At 72.1% G+C, this 16,019-nt stretch carries 15 protein-coding genes; 9 read left to right on the forward strand and 6 right to left on the reverse strand.

Features of this window, described 5'->3' with window-relative positions:
• Window positions 1-53: 53 nt before the first annotated feature.
• From MJ604_RS16445 to MJ604_RS16470, 6 genes are all read left to right on the forward strand, one after another.
• Window positions 54-1,400, forward strand: a complete 1,347-nt coding sequence (locus MJ604_RS16445) for an NAD(P)/FAD-dependent oxidoreductase (protein WP_243059584.1) — start codon at window positions 54-56, stop codon at window positions 1,398-1,400.
• The gene (locus tag MJ604_RS16450; protein ID WP_243059585.1) at window positions 1,400-1,996 is read left to right on the forward strand and encodes a TetR/AcrR family transcriptional regulator; all 597 of its coding nucleotides are present in this window, start codon (window positions 1,400-1,402) and stop codon (window positions 1,994-1,996) included. Before MJ604_RS16445 ends, MJ604_RS16450 begins: the two co-directional genes overlap by 1 nt.
• The gene (locus MJ604_RS16455) at window positions 1,993-2,886 is read left to right on the forward strand and encodes an alpha/beta hydrolase (protein WP_243059586.1); all 894 of its coding nucleotides are present in this window, start codon (window positions 1,993-1,995) and stop codon (window positions 2,884-2,886) included. The genes MJ604_RS16450 and MJ604_RS16455 overlap by 4 nt, the downstream gene beginning before the upstream one ends.
• A 43-nt stretch (window positions 2,887-2,929) precedes the next feature.
• On the forward strand, window positions 2,930-4,306 hold the full coding sequence (locus tag MJ604_RS16460; protein ID WP_243059587.1) for a cytochrome P450: 1,377 nt from the start codon (window positions 2,930-2,932) through the stop codon (window positions 4,304-4,306).
• Window positions 4,307-4,378: 72 nt separating this feature from the next.
• Complete coding sequence (locus tag MJ604_RS16465) at window positions 4,379-5,635, forward strand: MFS transporter (RefSeq protein ID WP_243059588.1); 1,257 nt, start codon at window positions 4,379-4,381, stop codon at window positions 5,633-5,635.
• A gap of 20 nt (window positions 5,636-5,655) precedes the next feature.
• Window positions 5,656-6,132, forward strand: coding sequence for a DUF427 domain-containing protein (locus MJ604_RS16470; RefSeq protein WP_243059589.1), 477 nt, complete (start codon window positions 5,656-5,658; stop codon window positions 6,130-6,132).
• 1 nt (window position 6,133) lies between these two features.
• On the opposite strand, the gene MJ604_RS16475 is transcribed toward MJ604_RS16470, so the two are convergent.
• Window positions 6,134-7,228 (reverse strand): oxidoreductase, encoded by a 1,095-nt coding sequence (locus MJ604_RS16475; protein WP_243059590.1) that lies wholly within the window; start codon window positions 7,226-7,228, stop codon window positions 6,134-6,136.
• Window positions 7,229-7,285: 57 nt separating this feature from the next.
• On the opposite strand from MJ604_RS16475, the gene MJ604_RS16480 reads away from it, so the two are divergent.
• The 3 genes from MJ604_RS16480 to gntF are packed head-to-tail and all read left to right on the forward strand — an operon-like array spanning window position 7,286 to window position 12,084.
• Window positions 7,286-9,355, forward strand: a complete 2,070-nt coding sequence (locus MJ604_RS16480) for an AAA family ATPase (protein WP_243059591.1) — start codon at window positions 7,286-7,288, stop codon at window positions 9,353-9,355.
• Between the two features lie 39 nt (window positions 9,356-9,394).
• Entirely contained in the window at window positions 9,395-10,816 is a 1,422-nt protein-coding gene (locus MJ604_RS16485; RefSeq protein ID WP_243059592.1) for an NAD(P)/FAD-dependent oxidoreductase, read from the forward strand.
• A 2-nt stretch (window positions 10,817-10,818) separates the two neighbouring features.
• Window positions 10,819-12,084 (forward strand): guanitoxin biosynthesis pre-guanitoxin forming N-methyltransferase GntF, encoded by a 1,266-nt coding sequence (gene gntF, locus MJ604_RS16490; RefSeq protein ID WP_243059593.1) that lies wholly within the window; start codon window positions 10,819-10,821, stop codon window positions 12,082-12,084.
• A 63-nt stretch (window positions 12,085-12,147) separates the two neighbouring features.
• On the opposite strand, the gene MJ604_RS16495 is transcribed toward gntF, so the two are convergent.
• From MJ604_RS16495 to MJ604_RS16515, 5 genes are all read right to left on the reverse strand, one after another.
• Window positions 12,148-12,540, reverse strand: coding sequence for a hypothetical protein (locus tag MJ604_RS16495; protein ID WP_243059594.1), 393 nt, complete (start codon window positions 12,538-12,540; stop codon window positions 12,148-12,150).
• A 212-nt stretch (window positions 12,541-12,752) separates the two neighbouring features.
• A complete protein-coding gene (locus MJ604_RS16500; protein WP_243059595.1) occupies window positions 12,753-13,166 on the reverse strand; it encodes a hypothetical protein in 414 nt (137 codons plus the stop codon).
• Between the two features lie 85 nt (window positions 13,167-13,251).
• Entirely contained in the window at window positions 13,252-14,001 is a 750-nt protein-coding gene (locus tag MJ604_RS16505) for an amino acid ABC transporter ATP-binding protein (RefSeq protein WP_243059596.1), read from the reverse strand.
• A complete protein-coding gene (locus MJ604_RS16510; RefSeq protein ID WP_243059597.1) occupies window positions 13,998-15,470 on the reverse strand; it encodes an ABC transporter substrate-binding protein/permease in 1,473 nt (490 codons plus the stop codon). Before MJ604_RS16510 ends, MJ604_RS16505 begins: the two co-directional genes overlap by 4 nt.
• 48 nt (window positions 15,471-15,518) lie before the next feature.
• Window positions 15,519-15,977, reverse strand: coding sequence for a DUF1772 domain-containing protein (locus MJ604_RS16515; protein ID WP_243059598.1), 459 nt, complete (start codon window positions 15,975-15,977; stop codon window positions 15,519-15,521).
• Window positions 15,978-16,019 lie beyond the last annotated feature (42 nt).

A 16,019-nucleotide genomic window follows, 5' to 3' on the forward strand; every position in this document is an offset into this window, starting at 1 on the left:
ACCGCCGCTCGTTCCTCGCGGGGGCACTCGACCACCGACCACAAGGAGGACTGGTGGCGCGACCGACCACCGCCGTCATCGGGGCGGGCATCAGCGGGCTCACGTCCAGCAAGATGCTCAACGACTACGGCATCCCGTACACCACGTTCGAGTCCTCCGACCGGATCGGCGGCAACTGGGCGTTCGGCAACCCGAACGGGCACAGCAGTGCCTATCGATCGCTGCACATCGACACCTCGAAGCACCGGCTGTCGTTCCGCGACTACCCGATGCCGGAGGAGTACCCCGACTTCCCGCACCACACCCAGATCAAGGACTACCTCGACGGGTACGCCGACGCGTTCGACCTGCGGGAGAACATCGAGTTCGAGAACGGCGTCGTCCACGCCGAGCGGCTTCCCGGCGGCGGCTGGGAGATCCTCGACCAGGCCGGCGACACGCGCCGCTTCGACCTGCTGGTCGTCGGCAACGGGCACCACTGGGACCCGCGGTTCGCGGACTTCCCCGGCGAGTTCACCGGCGTCTCGATCCACTCGCACCACTACATCGACCCCAAGGACCCGCTGGACTTCACCGGCAAGCGGATCCTGATCGTCGGCCTCGGCAACAGCGCCGCCGACATCGCGGTCGAGCTGTCGTCGAAGTCGCTGCAGAACCAGGTCACGCTCTCGACCCGCTCGAGCGCGTGGATCGTGCCGAAGTACACCTACGGCCTCCCGGCCGACAAGTACTTCGTGACCTCGCCGCACATCCCGCTGAAGTGGCAGCGCTGGATGATCCAGAAGATGCAGTTCATGACCGGCTCGAACCCCGAGCTGTACGGCCTGCCCAAGCCCAACCACAAGTTCTTCGAGGCGCACCCGACGCAGTCGGTCGAGCTCCCGCTCCGACTCGGCTCCGGCGACATCACGCCGAAGGGCAACGTCGCGCGGCTGGACGGCGAGACCGTGCACTTCGAGGACGGCACCAGCTCCGACTTCGACGTGATCGTCTACGCCACCGGCTACAACATCACGTTCCCGTTCTTCGACCCTGAGTTCATCAGCGCCCCGGACAACCGGATCGGCCTGTACAAGCGGATGTTCAAGCCCGGCATCGACGACCTGGTCTTCGTCGGGTTCGCGCAGGCGACGCCGACGCTGTTCCCGTTCGTCGAGTCGCAGGCGCGCCTGGTCGGGGCCTACGCCGCCGGCCACTACCGGCTGCCGTCCGTCGCCGAGATGGAGCAGACGATCATCGCCGACCAGCAGCTCTACACCGGCCACGTGCTCGACCGGCCCCGGCACACGCAGCAGCTCGACTACTTCATCTACGAGCACGACATGCGCACCCGCGAGATCCCGAGCGGCCGTGCCCGCGCGCAGGCAGACGGCGCTCCGGTCCTGGCGGGCCGGGCCTGATGGCGGCGGGCGCGACCAAGGGCGACGAGCGGCGTACGGCGCTGCTCGCCGCCCTCGACCACCAGCTCCGCGACAACACGCTCGACCAGATCAACATCGCCGACATCTCGAAGCGCGCGGGCGTCACCCGGTCGGCGTTCTACTTCTACTTCGAGAACAAGGCCGCGGCCGTCGGCGCGCTGATGACCGACATGTACGACGAGAGCTTCGACGCGGCCGAGCTGCTCGGTGGCGCCGACTCGATGCACGACCGCATCGAGGCCGCGATCCGCACGATCGTCCTGGGCTGGGGGCAGCGCACGCACCTCTGGCGCGCGCTGCTCGACGCGCGGGCCTCGAGCACGGCGGTGCGCGACCAGTTCGACTCGTTCCAGGACTCGTTCGTCGGCGTCGTCGCCGATCTGATCGAGGGCGAGCGCGAGGCCGGACTGGCGCCGGCCGGCGTCGACGCGCGGGCGATCGCGCGAGCGCTGCTCGACCTCAACGACCGCACGCTCGAGCGGATCGTCCGCGCGCCGGCGGGACTCGACCTGACGCCGCACGTCGATGCGGTGGTGCACATCTGGCTGACCGCGATCTACGGGAGCGACACGTGAAGTACGACGAGATCACCTTCATCTCCGGCGGGACCGAGTGCCACGCCTGGCACTTCACCGGCGAGGGCGACGCGCTCGCCACCGACGCCGGCCGCCCGGTCGTCGTGATGGCGCACGGGCTCGCCGGCACCAAGGACTCCGGGCTCGAGCCGTTCGCCGAGGCGCTGGCCGCGGCCGGGCTCGACGTGTTCGCGTTCGACTACCGCGGCTTCGGCCTCAGTGGCGGCGTACCCCGTCAGACCGTGACGCTGGCCGACCAGCTCGACGACTACCGCGCCGCGATGGCGGCCGCGGCCCGGCTCCCCGGCGTCGACCCGCAGCGCCTCGTGCTCTGGGGCGTCTCGCTCGCGGGCGGCCACGTGCTCGCCGCCGGCGCCCACCGCGACGACGTCGCCGCCGTGGTCTCGGTGACCCCGCTCGTCGACGGCATGGCCGCGGGCAAGCACGCTCTCGCGCACCACAAGCCGTCCGCCATCGCGAGGTCCACGGCCCTCGGCATTCGCTCCAAGGTCGGGAAGGCGAAGATGATGCCGGTCGTCGCCCGCCCCGGCGAGCTCGGCGCGCTCACCCTCGACGGCTGCCTGGAGTCGTACCTCGCGATCGCCGGCCCCTCCTGGCGCAACGAGATCGACGCCGCCGTCGGCCTCGAGCTCGGCAACCACCGCCCGGGCAAGCAGGCCAAGCACCTGCGCGCGCCGCTCCTCGTGCAGATCGCCGACTTCGACCGGAGCGCACCGCCGCAGGCCGCCGCCAAAGCAGCCTTCGCCGGCCGCGCCGAGGTGCGTCACTACCCGTGCGACCACTTCGACGTGTACGCCGGGGCCGAGTGGCACGACGCCGTCGTACGTCACCAGGTGCAGTTCCTGACCCGCCAGCTGGCGCCGCGTTGATCGCTATTGACGCGTTTTCAATAGGGGGCGTAGCGTCGGCGGGGTGACGACCCTGGACGACGTCGACCAGCTGACCGCGCAACGCTTCAAGCGGATGAGCCCGGGCAACCAGGGCAAGCTGCCGCCGGTCGACACGTCCGGTCTGCCGGACGGCCCGAAGTGGCCGGTGCTCCTCCAGACCGCGGGGCTGCTGCGGTTCCGCCACCGGTTCCACCCGTACATGCACCGCACGTACGGCGACATCTTCACCGTGCGCGTCGCGCCGGGCGGCCGGCCGCTGGTCTTCTTCACGCGGCCCGAGCACGCGAAGGAGATCTTCGCCGGCGACCCCGAGATCTTCCACGCGGGCAAGGCCAACGGCATCCTCGGGCCGATCATGGGGGAGCACTCGCTGCTGCTCCAGGACTCCAGCCAGCACAAGCGGGCCCGCAAGCTGCTGATGCCGGCGTTCAACGGGCACGCGCTGCGCGAGTACCAGTCGCTGGTCACCGAGGTCGCCGAGGCCGAGGTCGCGACGTGGCGGCCGGGCGAGGAGTTCCGCTCGCTCGACCGGATGAACCGGCTGACGCTCGAGGTGATCCTCCGCGTCGTCTTCGGCGTCACCGACGAGCGGCGGCTCGCCGAGCTGCGCCCGCGCGTCAACAAGACCGTCAACATCAGCCCCGCGATCCTGCTCGGCTGGGGCTACCCGAAGCTGCAGAAGTACGGCCCCTGGAAGAGGACCGTCGACAACCAGCACGAGCTGGACCGGCTCATGTACGCCGAGATCCGCGAGCGTCGTACGGCCCCCGACCTGGCCGACCGCACCGACGTGCTCTCCCGGCTGATCGTGCAGGGGGAGGACGGCGACGCCCTGGACGACACCGAGCTGCGCGACCAGCTCGTCACCCTGCTGCTCGCCGGGCACGAGACCACCGCGACCGCGCTGGCGTGGGCGCTCCACGAGGCGGGCAAGGACCCGGAGCTGCTGGCCCGCTGCCGTCGCGCGGCGACCGAGGGCGATGACGACTACCTCGACGCGGTGATGAAGGAGTCGATGCGGCTGCACCCGGTGATCCCGATGGTGGTGCGGACGCTGATGAAGCCCGCCACGATCGCCGGCTACGACCTGCCGGCCGGCACCACGGTCGGGCCGTCGATCATCATCACGCACAGCCGTGAGGACAACCACGAGGACCCGGACGTGTTCCGGCCCGAGCGGTTCCTCGGCCAGAACCCGCCCACGAACACGTGGATCCCCTTCGGGGGCGGCGTACGCCGCTGCATCGGCGCGGGCTTCGCGCTGATGGAGGGGGTGGCGGTGCTGCGCGAGGTGTTCGCGGCGTACGACGTCACCGCGGTCGGCGACGACGAGCCGAAGGTCCGCAACATCACGAGCGTGCCGCGCAACGGCGCTCGGATCCGGGTCACCGCACCGTAAAACTCGATTTCGTGGGGCCGGGTCGCCCTGTCACCATCGCTCCTTGTGATCGATCGGCTCCGCGCGTTGCGCATGGACACCACCCCCTTGCGCACGTCCGCGGACTTCCGCCTGCTGTTCCTCGCGGGCACGGTCTTCTACTTCGGCGCGATGGTCAGCTACGTCGCGATCCCGTACCAGATCTACACGCTCACCGACTCCAACTTCGCGGTCGGTGCGATCGGTCTGGTCGAGCTGGCGCCGATCCTGGTCTTCGGCCTGTACGGCGGCGCGCTCGCCGACCACGTCGACCGGCGCAAGCTGCTGATCTACACCGGCCTCGGGCAGGCGGTGTTCACCGCGGTCCTCGCGGTCAACGCGTTCCGCGACGACCCGGACGTCTGGGTGATCTTCGTGGTCGCCGTCGCGCTCACATCGTGCTCGGCGCTGCAGCGTCCGTCACGCGAGGCGCTGCTCCCGCGCACGGTGAAGCACGACGAGCTGCCGGCCGCGAACGCGCTCTCCAGCTTCGGCATCCAGATCGGCCTGTTCCTCGGTCCCGCCGTCGGTGGTCTGCTGGTCGCGTACGTCGGCATCGGCTGGTGCTTCCTCGTCGACGTCGTCGGTCTGATCGTGGCATCGCTGCTCTACGTGCGGATGCGGTCGTACCCGCACCGCGAGGCGACCACCCCGCCCAGCCTGGCCGGCATCAAGGAGGGCATGGTCTACGCCTTCCGCCGCCGCGACCTGCTCGGCACCTACTTCGTCGACATCGCCGCGATGCTGATGGCGATGCCCGTGGTGCTCTTCCCGGCGCTGGTCGAGGACGTCTTCGAGCGCCCCGAGCTCCTCGGCCTGCTCTACACCGCCGAGGTCGTCGGCGCGATGGTCGCGACCGCGCTCAGCGGCTGGACCAGGCGGGTCCACCACCACGGCCGCGCGATCGTGATCGCGGCGGCGGTCTACGGCGCGATGATCGCCTGCGCCGGCCTGATGCCCTCGATCTGGCTGGTCGCGCTCTTCCTCGCGTTCGCCGGCGCGGCCGACATGATCTCGGGCATCTTCCGCGGCACGGTCTGGAGCCAGACCATCCCCGAGTCGATGCGCGGCCGCCTGGCCGGCATCGAGATGCTGTCGTACTCCGTCGGCCCGCTCGGCGGCCAGGTCCGTGCGGGCGTCACCGCCGACCTCTGGTCGGTCCGCGGCGCCTTCGTCTCCGGCGGCCTCGCCTGCGTCGCGGCGGTCGGTGCGACCGCCGCGATCCTCCACGACTTCTGGTCGTACGACGCCCGCACCGACGAGCACGCCGTCGCGGAGCGTGCCGTGCGCGAGGCGGCCGGCGAGAGCTGACGCTGGGCGATGATGGGCCTGTGAGCGAGACAGTGGAGTCGGTCTGGGACTACCCGCGGCCGCCGATCGTGGTCCCGTCGTCCGAGCACGTGGTCATCGAGCTGGACGGCGTCGTCATCGTGGACACCGAACGGTCGCTGCGGGTGCTGGAGACCAGCCATCCCCCGGTCTACTACGTCCCTGCTGACGCCATCGCGCCCGGCGTGCTCCGTCCTGTCGCCGGGACGACGTGGTGCGAGTTCAAGGGGGCGGCGTCGTACGTCGACGTCGTCGGTGTGGACGGTCGTGTGGTGCCCCGAGCGGCGTGGCACTACCCGGAACCCGCCGCGGGCTTCGAGGCGCTCGTCGGACACGTCGCGTTCTACCCCGGTCGGATGGATCGGTGCTCCGTCGACGGCGAGACGGTGACCGCGCAGCCCGGGGACTTCTACGGGGGCTGGATCACCAGCAAGGTGACCGGCCCCTTCAAGGGGACGCCCGGCACCGATCGCTGGTAGTTCAGCGACTCACGCGGGCGACGCGCCCGTTGCCTCCCGCGGCCCAGCAGGAGCCGTCGCGCGTGCAGTCGAGGGTGTGGAAGCCGGTGTCGCTGACCCGCTTCCAGGTGCGACCGCCGTCGGTGCTGACGCTCGTCCCCATCACGGTCCCGCCGTCCTCGGTGACGCCCTCGCCGGTCACGACGAGCGAGTGTCCGCGGCTCGGGAGGTAGGCGACGTCCTCGGCCAGGTGGGTGAGGTCGCCGGCGTTCCGCCAGGTGGTGCCGTCGCGGGTCACCGCGACGGCATCCGCCCCGTCGGCAGGCGCTGAGAAGTCGCCTCCGACGGCGATGCCCTGGTGCGGCGTCCTGAACGCGAGGGCGAAGACGCCCGCGGCCTCGCCGGCCGGGATCGTCGAGTCGGTGGCCGTCCAGGTCAGGCCGTAGTCGTCGGAGCGGAAGATCCGCGCGGCGCCGCCGCCCGAGCCGAAGTACGCCGTGCGCCCGGCCGTGACCAGGCAGTCGCCGCTGGCGGCGAACCCGGCCTCCGTCGGCGCCTCCGGCATGCCGTCGGACGGGAGCACGGCCCAGGTGCGGCCGGCGTCCTTCGTCGAGAGGATCCGGAACTTGCCGTCGACCGGGTCGCTCAGCGCGAGGCCGCGACGGCCGTCGGGGTAGAACGCCAGGCAGTCGTAGAACGCTGCCGGGTCGTCGTTGACGAACACCGAGTCCCAGCTCTTCCCGCCGTCCGCGGTGCGGTAGATCCGCGACGCGTCCCCCTCCCCGATGGTCAGGACCACGGCCACCTTCGCGCTGCGGGCCTCCACGTCACGGAACAGCAGGCCGGTGGCGTCAGGAGGGGTGACGTCCGCCCAGCTCCGCCCGCCGTCGGTCGTGCGGAACACCTTGCCCGACCCGCTGCCGCCGGTCACCCAGGCGGTACGCCGGTCCACCGCGTCGAGGCCGCGGAAGTTCTGGCCGGGGTCGATGACGCTCTCCTGCCACGAGATCACGTGCCCATGATGGTGGCCGGGGCCCCCACCTCCGGCGTACGCCGGGCTCCCCAGGACGGAGCCGAGGAGCAGGGTGGACAGGATGAGCGCGCCGAGTCGAGCCATGTCAGCACCCTGCCTCGCCGATACCGTCCTGTCCAGGACGAGGTCTACCCTCGCGAGATGGATCCCGGACGACCGTCCGTCGCCGAGACCCTGGACCGCGCCCGCGATCGAGGGTTCGTGGGTCGTCGTGCGGAGCTCGATGCCGTGACCGCCTCGCTCGACGGCACCTCCGCCGTACGGGTCCACCTGGTGCACGGGCCGGGCGGGATCGGGAAGTCGACGCTGCTCGACGCGTGCGCCCGCGCCGCGGCTCGGCGCGGTCTGACGGCCGTGTACGTCGACGCGCGGGAGATCGAGCCGACGGCCGCGGCGCTGCTGGTGGCGGTCGGGGAGCGCGCTGCGCGGACGGGCGTGGCCGAGCCGGACCTGCTGCTCCTGGACGGCTTCGAGCTGGTCGCCCACCTGGACGCGTGGTTCCGCGGCGAGCTCGTCCCGTCCCGTCCGGGAGGGTCCGTCACGGTCCTGGCCGGGCGGACGATGCCGGCGTCCGAGTGGCGGCACGACGCCGGCTGGCGCGAGCTGACGCAGGTGCACGAGCTGGGCATCCTCGACGAGGAGGAGAGCCGCGCGCTGCTGGACCGGTACGGCGTCGCCCCGGAGGACGGCGGCGACCTGGCTCGCGTCGGCAGGGGCCACCCGCTGGCCCTGGCCATGCTGGCCGAGGCCAGCGCCGACGCCCCCTCGGACGCGCCCGCCATCGCGCGCCTGGCCGATGCCCCTGCCGTGGTCGCGGCGCTCTGTGCCCGCATCGTCGACGACATCCCGGACGAGGCGCACCGCACCGGTCTCGCCACGTGCGCCCACGCCACCCGGATGACCCAGGACCTGCTGAGCCGGATCGTCGGCGCCCGCGCGGCCGAGGTCTGGGCGTGGCTGGAGTCGCGCTCCTACGTCCGGCGCGGCGAGATCGGGCTCTTCCTCCACGACGTGGTGAGGGAAGCCTTCGAGGCCGAGTTCGCGCAGCGCTCGCCCGATGCCTACGCCGCGCTGCACGTGGCGATCCGCAACTACTTCCTCGAGCGGCTCTTCGACCCGGCCGATCCTCGTCCCGACCGGGCGGCCGCCGAGATCCTGCTGACCCACCGCGCCGGCCCGCTCGCCGACCAGACCGCGGCGCTGCGTGATGCCGGGCAGCTCTCCATCGCCAGGGCCGATGCGGCCGACGTCGCCGGCATCGTCGACCTGATCCGGCACGCGGAGGGGGACCGGGTGGCCGACCTCGCCCGGCGCTACGCCGAGGAGCAGCCGCACGGGATCTACCGGGTTCGCAGCGACACCGGGGTCGAGGCGTTCGCGACACAGTTCTACCTGCCCACCGACGGTCCGCTCGACACCGACGACCCCGGGGCCCGGGCCGTGCTGGCAGCCGTCGCGGAGCACGGTCCGCTGCGCCCGGGCGAGCGGATCAACGTCAACCGGTTCGCCGGCGCCTCGGGCCGCTACATGGGTGACCCGGCGGTCCTGCTGGTCAACGGCGTCGCCTGCATCCTCGAGTGGGCGCGTGAGCCGGCGGCCTGGACGTTCATCTTCACCGTCGAGGACGAGCGGTACGGCCGCTACTTCGAGTACCTCGGCCTGCGCCGGATGATCGAGGTCTCGATGGGCCACGGACGGCACGTCGGCTACGGCTGGGACCGGCGGCGGTTCCCGGCTCCGTTGCTCTTCGAGCTGATGGCCCGCCGCGAGCTCACCGGTGAGATCGGGCCACCGCCCGCGGACCTCGTGCGTCCGGCGCCGTTGTCGCGCGACGAGTTCACCCGGGCGGTCCGTGCGGCTCTCTCCGATCTCGCCTACCCCGACCGACTGGCCGGCTCGCCGCTCACGGCGAGCGCCCTCACAGACCCGACCCAGCCGATCCCGGGTGAGGCGCTCCAGGCGACGCTCCGCCAGGCGATCGTCGCCCTCGACCGGGCACCCGGCGGCGATGAGCACCGTCGGGTGCTCGAGCGCACGTACCTCCACGGAACCGCCTCCCAGGAGGCGGCGGCCGAGATCCTCGGCCTGCCGTTCAGCACCTACCGCCGGCATCTCGCCCGCGCGCACGACCGGCTGGTCGAGTCGCTCTGGGCGGTCGAGGTGGGGCAGGTGACGATGGCGGCCGGTGAGCGCGAAGTGGGCACCGGATGACCTGGTAGGTGAGCACCGGTGCGGCGGACCGTGGCGTCCATGGACCACCACACCGACCAGGACTCCCGCCGCCCCGTCGTCGTCATCGGCTCCGGGCTCACCGGTCTGACCACCGCTCTCCTGCTCGCCCGCGCCGGACGCCGCGTCACGGTCCTCGAGCGCGACGCAGGAGCTCCACCCGGCCCCGGCGAGGATGCGTGGGCGGGCTGGCTGCGCCCGGGCGTGAACCAGTTCCGGCACCCGCACCTGATGCTCCCGCGCTGGTATCGCACCGTCTGCGACGAGCTGCCCGAGCTGCCGGCGATGCTCCTCGAGGCGGGCGGTCGGCCGATGAACCTGCTGCACCTGCAGGGCACCGCCGTCACCCACGGATGGCAGCCCGGCGACGAGGAGCTCGACACCGTCGCCGTACGTCGTCCGGTGCTGGAGGCCTGTCTCGCCCGGCTCGCGGAGTCCGAGCCGAGGGTGACGGTCCGTCGCGGTTCCCGGGTCGACGGCCTGGTGCTGGACGGCGGCGAGGTGCCGCACGTGCGCGGCCTCCGGCTCGGCGACGAGGCGGTCATGGCCGGCCTGGTGGTCGACTGCGCCGGCCGCCGTACGCCGGTGCCCGGCCTTCTCACGACGGTCGGGGCGGCTCCCGTGGAGCTCCACGAGCCGGCCGGCCTCGTCTACTGGAGTCGCCACTTCCGGACGCGGGACGGCAGGACGCCGAGCGGGCTCGGTGCCGCGCTGACCCACCACGGCTCGCTGTCCGCGTTGACGCTGCCGGGTGACGACGGCACCTTCAGCGTCGCCCTGGCGACGCGGGCCGACGACGCGCAGCTGCGCTCCCTCCGGCACGTAGCCGTCTGGGACCGGGTCGCCGCGCACACCGCCGCGGCGCCCTGGATCGACCGGGGAGAGCCGACCTCCGACGTGGTGCCGATCGCCGGGATCGAGGACGTGAGCCGCCGCTACGTCGTCGACGGCATCCCGGTCGTCACCGGGCTGGTCGCCGTCGGCGACTCGGCCGTCGCCACCAACCCCAGCCTCGGTCGTGGTGCGTCGCTCGGGGCCCTCCAGGCCGTGGCCCTCCGCGACGTCCTGGCCGGAGCGACCGGCGACGTCGTCGCGGCGTTCGCGGCCGCCTGGACCGACCGCGTGCAGCCGTGGGTCGATGCGACGACCTGGTTCGACCGGCACCGGCTGGCCGAGATGGGAGCAGCGGCACGCGGCGAGCCGTACCGCACCGACGACATCGGCTGGGCGATGTCGGGTGCCCTCCGCCGGGGTGCGGCCGTCGACCCCGTCCTGGCCCGAGCCTCCTCGCGGATCGGGGGCCTGCTCGCGCTGCCCCCGGACGCGCTCGCCGATCCCGCGACCGGTCGCCGGCTGGAGCCGTGGCTGGCCGACCGGCTCTCGTCGGGACCGAGTCGCGCCGACCTCGTCGCCGCCGCCTCGCCCGCCCCGGTCCGGACCTGACCATGGCTCTCGGGGTCGCCCGGCCGGCGTCGTGGACGGCGTGGGCGGTCAGCGCGGTCGCGACCGTCCTGTCGACGTACGCACTCGACCTCGTCGCCACCGCCGCCGGCCTCCTGGCCGTCACCGCCGGCGTCCTCGACGGTCTCGCGGCCACCTGGTTGGTCGCCGTCCTCGTGGCCAGCTACCTCGCGTGGTACCTCGGCCTCCGCACGAACCTGGTCGCGAACCTCCGGCTGCTCGAGGTCACCGGCGCCAGCACGAACGTCCTCTCGAAGGCGGCGTTCGAGCTCACCCGCCGGCGCCGGCCGCGCGTCCGCCGGTGGGCGGCCACCTCCGGCTACCTGCTCACCGAGCTCGCCAAGGAGGTGCCCTACTACGCCGGGGCGTTCGGTGCTGCGCTGGTCGCCGACCCCGTCGATGCGACGGACGCGATCACGTTCCTGGCCGGTGCCAACCTCGGCGCCGCGGCGTACGAGTACGCCCTCGGCCGCGGCACCACCGCGTACGTCGCTCACCGCGCCGCGAGCTTCGACACCGACTGGGTGCCGGCCGACTACCTGCGCGACTACTACCGCGAGGTCGAGCCGGACGAGGTGGCGACGATCGGCTTCTTCGTCCGGGAGATCGCCGGCGCCTGCCGCGCCCGCCCGGTGCTGTACTTCGGCACCGGCCCGACGCTGCACCACGTGTTCCTCGCTGCGCCCGTCGCGTCCGAGATCCACCTGGGCGACTACCTCGACGCCAACCTCGCGGAGGTCCGGCGCTGGCTGGACCGCGACCCGGGCGCGCACGACTGGCGTCCGTTCGTGCGGCACACGCTGGCGTGCGAAGGCGTCGCGGCGCCCACGCCCGACGACGTACGGCACCGCGAGGAGCTCACGCGCGCCCGGGTCACCCGACTCGTCCACGTCGACGGCCGGTGCCCGTCCTCCGAGCCGCGCTGGGCGACGGTCGTCAGCGCCTACTGTGCCGACTCGGCGACCGGAGACCCGCGCGCCTGGGCGACGTTCATGGGCCACGTCCTCGACCGCGTCGAGCCCGGCGGCCTGCTGCTCACCGCGATGCTCCGCCGGTCGCACGGCTACCGCGTCGGTGACGTCACCTTCGCGAGCGCCGGCGTCGACGAGGGCGACCTGCGACGCCTGGTGCGTGCCCGCTGGGGAGCCGTCGACGGCGCGGTCGAGGTCCACGAGCTGCGCGACCAGCCGGACCACGGGTACGCCGGCATCGTGCTCGCCGCTCTGCGGCGCCCGGCCGGACATGGGTGAGGGCCTCCGGGTGGATCGGCGACCGCAGTCGGCCGATCCCCGCCGGAGGCCCTCTCTGTCGGGTCAGATGACCTCGACGACAGCGCGCGCCTTGTACCGGGCGTCGTTGCTGGACAGCACGAGGTCACGCGTCTGGTCCTCGCAGCGGATCCCGCGGGTGTCGATGGGCAGCCAGACGCCCCCGAGGACCTCGACCTGGAGGGATACCTGGGTGGATCCGGTGAAGGTCTCCCTGCCGTCGGACAGCGTGTTGCGGCGCTGCCCGACCGTGTAGGTCCGGGTCCTGCTGGTCGTGTTGCCCAGCTGGGCCCGCACCTCGTCGGTGCCCTTGACGTCGTGCTGGAGGTCGACCGCCTTCGTCGTCAGCAGCCGCAGGGTGCAGGTCTCTGCGCCACGGGCCGGTTGAGCCGCCGCTGCCGACACCGGGGTCACGCCCAGTCCGACGAGTGCCGTCACCGCCAGGGATGTCCTGAGATGTGTTCTGTTCACGTGCTTCCTCCGTCCTCGAGCCGGGGTCTTCTCCCCGTTTCGTTGCGGAGGCGACCGTGCCTCGGACCGGTGCTCAGATCCCAGGTCATCGACTGCTCACCTGCTGCCCACCCACGTGCGTCTCCCGGGATCGCTCGCACCAGCGACGTCCCTGGGTGGTGCGGCGAGCGGGCGTGGGGCTACTGGCCGCTGTCACCCGGAGTCGCGTCGATCCGTCCGAGCATGTCGGTCAGGTGGCGCCGCAGCTGCTCGCGGTGCTCGGTGGCCGTCGCCTGGAGCTGGGCGATCTCCTCGTCCTGGCGCCTGCGGGAGTCCGTCGTCTCCTGTCGGACCCGGTACGCCTCGACGCGCGCGTCGTTCGTGGTCCGCTCCGCCTCCTCCCGGGCCGCGGTCACGAGGCGTTCGGCCTCGTCCCGTGCTGCTCGGACGATCTCGGCCGCCTCGCTCTTGGCGTCGGCGCGCCACTGGTCGGTCTCGCGCGCTGTCATCTCGAGCAGGCGAGCCGCCGCGAGTGAGCTGTCCGCCCCGTCGTCGCTCCTCACGTCGCTCGCGCGTGGGTTGGACTCGTCGTGCCTGTCTGCGTTGATGCTCATGACCACCCTCCCGAGGTTGGCACCTGGGCCAACCATTGTGTCGCGTCCCCTTGGCTGAGTCAGCCGCAGCCCGGCGGCGCCCGCCTCATCGCGCGTCCAGCACTCGCGCCAGGAACCGGCGCGTCCGCTCCTCGCGCGGATCGGTGAGCACCTCGGCGCCGCCGCGTTCGGCCACGACGCCCTCGTCGAGGAACAGCACCTCGTCGGCGACGTCGCGGGCGAACCGGACCTCGTGGGTGACGATGACGAGGGTCCAGTTCTCGGCGGCCAGGTCGCGGATGACCGCGAGGACCTCGCCGACGAGCTCGGGGTCGAGAGCGGACGTCGGTTCGTCCAGCAGCAGCACCTCGGGGCGCAGCGCCAGGGCGCGGGCGATGCCGACGCGCTGCTGCTGACCGCCGGAGAGCTGCGAGGGGTAGGAGTCCTCGCGGCCGGCGAGGCCGACCTGCTCGAGGAGGGCGCGGGCGTCGGCGACCGCCTCGTCGACCGGGCGCTTCTGCACCTGCACCGGCCCCTCGATGAGGTTGCCGAGGACGGTCTTGTGGGGGAACAGGTTGTGCGCCTGGAACACCATGCCGCTCTTGGAGCGCAGCGCCTTCACCGCGCGCCGATCGGGGGAGAAGGCGAAGTCGACCGACGCGTCCCCGATCCGGACGATCCCGGCCTCCGGCGTCTCCAGGACGTTGAGGGAGCGCAGCACCGTGGTCTTGCCCGAGCCCGACGGGCCGAGCAGCACGGTGACGGTGCCGGACTCGGCGCTGAAGTCCACGCCGCGCAGGACGTGGTGGTCACCGAAGGACTTCGTGAGTCCACGGACCTCGATCAGGTCGGTCATGTCGCGTACCTGCCCAGTCGTCGTTCGAGCGGACCCTGCGCCAGGCTGACGAGGTAGCAGACCACCCAGAAGTACAGCGCCGCCATGATGTAGAGCGGCAGGTACTCCGTCGTCGCCGCCGCGGTCACCTGCGCCTCGCGGAACAGCTCCGGCACCAGCACCAGCGACGCGAGCGCGGTGTCCTTGATCAGCGAGAGCAGCGTGTTCCCCAGGGGCGGTACGGCGATCCGCGCGGCCTGGGGCAGCACGATGCGACGCATCGACTGCCCGTAGTCCATGCCGATGACCGTCGCGGCTTCGTACTGCCCGCGCGGCACCGACAGGATCGCGGCCCGGACCACCTCGGCGGCGTACCCACCCACGTTGAGGCTGAGCGCCGCGATCGCGGCGGGGTACGGATCCAGGTCGACGCCGATCTGCGGCAGCCCGTAGAACACGATGAACAGCTGCACCAGCAGCGGCGTACCGCGGATGATCGAGATGTAGGCGCGGGCGATCCAGTCGAGCACCCTCACCGAGGACAGCCGCGCGAGCGCCGCCGCCACGGCGAGCACCATGCCGATGGCGAAGCTGAAGATCGTCAGCGGGATGTTGCCCTTGACCAGCCCCACGAACATCGGCCACGCGGTGTCCTTCACGACCTCCCACGTGGTGCGCGAGTCGGAGGCGCCGACCTCGACGTCCTCCGCGCCGCCCTGCACGGTCACGTCGGCGCCGAAGTACCTCTCGGAGATCTCGGCGAGCGTCCCGTCCTCGGTGAGGGTGGCGATCGCCTCGTCGGCCTCCTGCTGCAGCTCCGGGTCGCCCTGGCGGAACGTCAGCGCCTGCTCGAGGACCTCATCGCCGGCGTCGCCCGCGATCTTCACCTGGTCGTTGCCGGACGTCGCGAGGTAGTCGAGCACGGCGATGTTGTCGTTGACGATCGCGTCGACCCGACCCTGCACGACGAGCTCGACGCCGGGCCCGAAGTCCTGGACGTACTCCACCTTCGCGCCGGCGTCCTTGGCGACCTGCGCCCAGTTGCTGCTGGCGGTCTGCGCCGTCGTTCGCCCCTTCAGGTCCTCGAGCGACGTGATGTCGTCGGTGTCCTTCGCGGTGACGATGACGCCGTGCGAGTACGTGTACGGCGTGCTGAACAGGTAGCGCGCCTCGCGCTCACCGGTGATCGTCACCTGGTTGGCGATGACGTCGATCCGGTTCGAGTCGAGCGCCGGGAACAGGGAGTCGAACGGCGCCTCGACGAACTCCAGGTCCCAGCCCGCCTCCTCGCCGATCGCCTCCACCACCTCGACGTCGAAGCCGGTGAGCTCGTTGGTCTCCGGGTCGCGGTAGGTGAACGGCGGGTACACGCCCTCGGTCCCGACCCGCACGACGCGCGGCGCGGTCTCCTCGTCGGCGCTCGCCGCCGCCCCGATCGAGAGGAGCCCGCAGAGCACTGCGAGCAGCACGAGCAGACGTGGCGGGGGCACGGCCCACGGTACCGCCGAGACTCCCCGTCGAAACCCTTCGACCACGCCCTAGGAGCGGATGGCCGACCACGCCAGGCAGGCGAGCGCTCCGGTCGAGGTGAGGGTGCGTACGACGTTCCAGCGGACCCACGCTGCCTCGAAGTCGGCGCGCGACCCGCCGCGCTCGGCGAGCGCGTCGTTCAGCGGGACGTTGCCGGCCCCGGTGACGACGACCGTGCCGATGGCGAGGACCAGCCCGGCGATCGCCCATCCGCGGGCCGAGCCGGTGGTGGTCGCCACGGCCGCCGCCGCGAGCGCGGGAGCGCCCAGGAAGGTCGCGATGAAGGCCGGGTTCACGATCGCCACGTTCACGTTGGTCATCGTCGACACGAAGGTCCGGTCGTCGACCCGGGCCAGGCCGGGCATCACGCCCGACGCCCAGGCGTAGTACGTACCGGCCTGCAGGCCGGCGGCCAGGGTCGCGGCGAGGAGGACGGGCGCCCGGAGGTTCTCGAGGATCTCGTTCATGTGACCATGACACCGGGCGGCGACGAGACGATCCATCGCGGA

This window comes from Nocardioides sp. SR21 (genome assembly GCF_022761125.1).
In the GTDB taxonomy this organism is placed as follows: Bacteria; Actinomycetota; Actinomycetes; order Propionibacteriales; family Nocardioidaceae; genus Nocardioides.

Coding starts and splice junctions, on each gene's coding strand:
- MJ604_RS16500 (WP_243059595.1), bottom strand. CDS start 13,166: ATGAGCATCAACGCAGACAGGCACGACGAGTCCAACCCACGCGCGAGC.
- MJ604_RS16450 (WP_243059585.1), top strand. CDS start 1,400: ATGGCGGCGGGCGCGACCAAGGGCGACGAGCGGCGTACGGCGCTGCTC.
- MJ604_RS16505 (WP_243059596.1), bottom strand. CDS start 14,001: ATGACCGACCTGATCGAGGTCCGTGGACTCACGAAGTCCTTCGGTGAC.
- MJ604_RS16515 (WP_243059598.1), bottom strand. CDS start 15,977: ATGAACGAGATCCTCGAGAACCTCCGGGCGCCCGTCCTCCTCGCCGCG.
- MJ604_RS16485 (WP_243059592.1), top strand. CDS start 9,395: ATGGACCACCACACCGACCAGGACTCCCGCCGCCCCGTCGTCGTCATC.
- MJ604_RS16475 (WP_243059590.1), bottom strand. CDS start 7,228: ATGGCTCGACTCGGCGCGCTCATCCTGTCCACCCTGCTCCTCGGCTCC.
- gntF (WP_243059593.1), top strand. CDS start 10,819: ATGGCTCTCGGGGTCGCCCGGCCGGCGTCGTGGACGGCGTGGGCGGTC.
- MJ604_RS16465 (WP_243059588.1), top strand. CDS start 4,379: ATGGACACCACCCCCTTGCGCACGTCCGCGGACTTCCGCCTGCTGTTC.
- MJ604_RS16480 (WP_243059591.1), top strand. CDS start 7,286: ATGGATCCCGGACGACCGTCCGTCGCCGAGACCCTGGACCGCGCCCGC.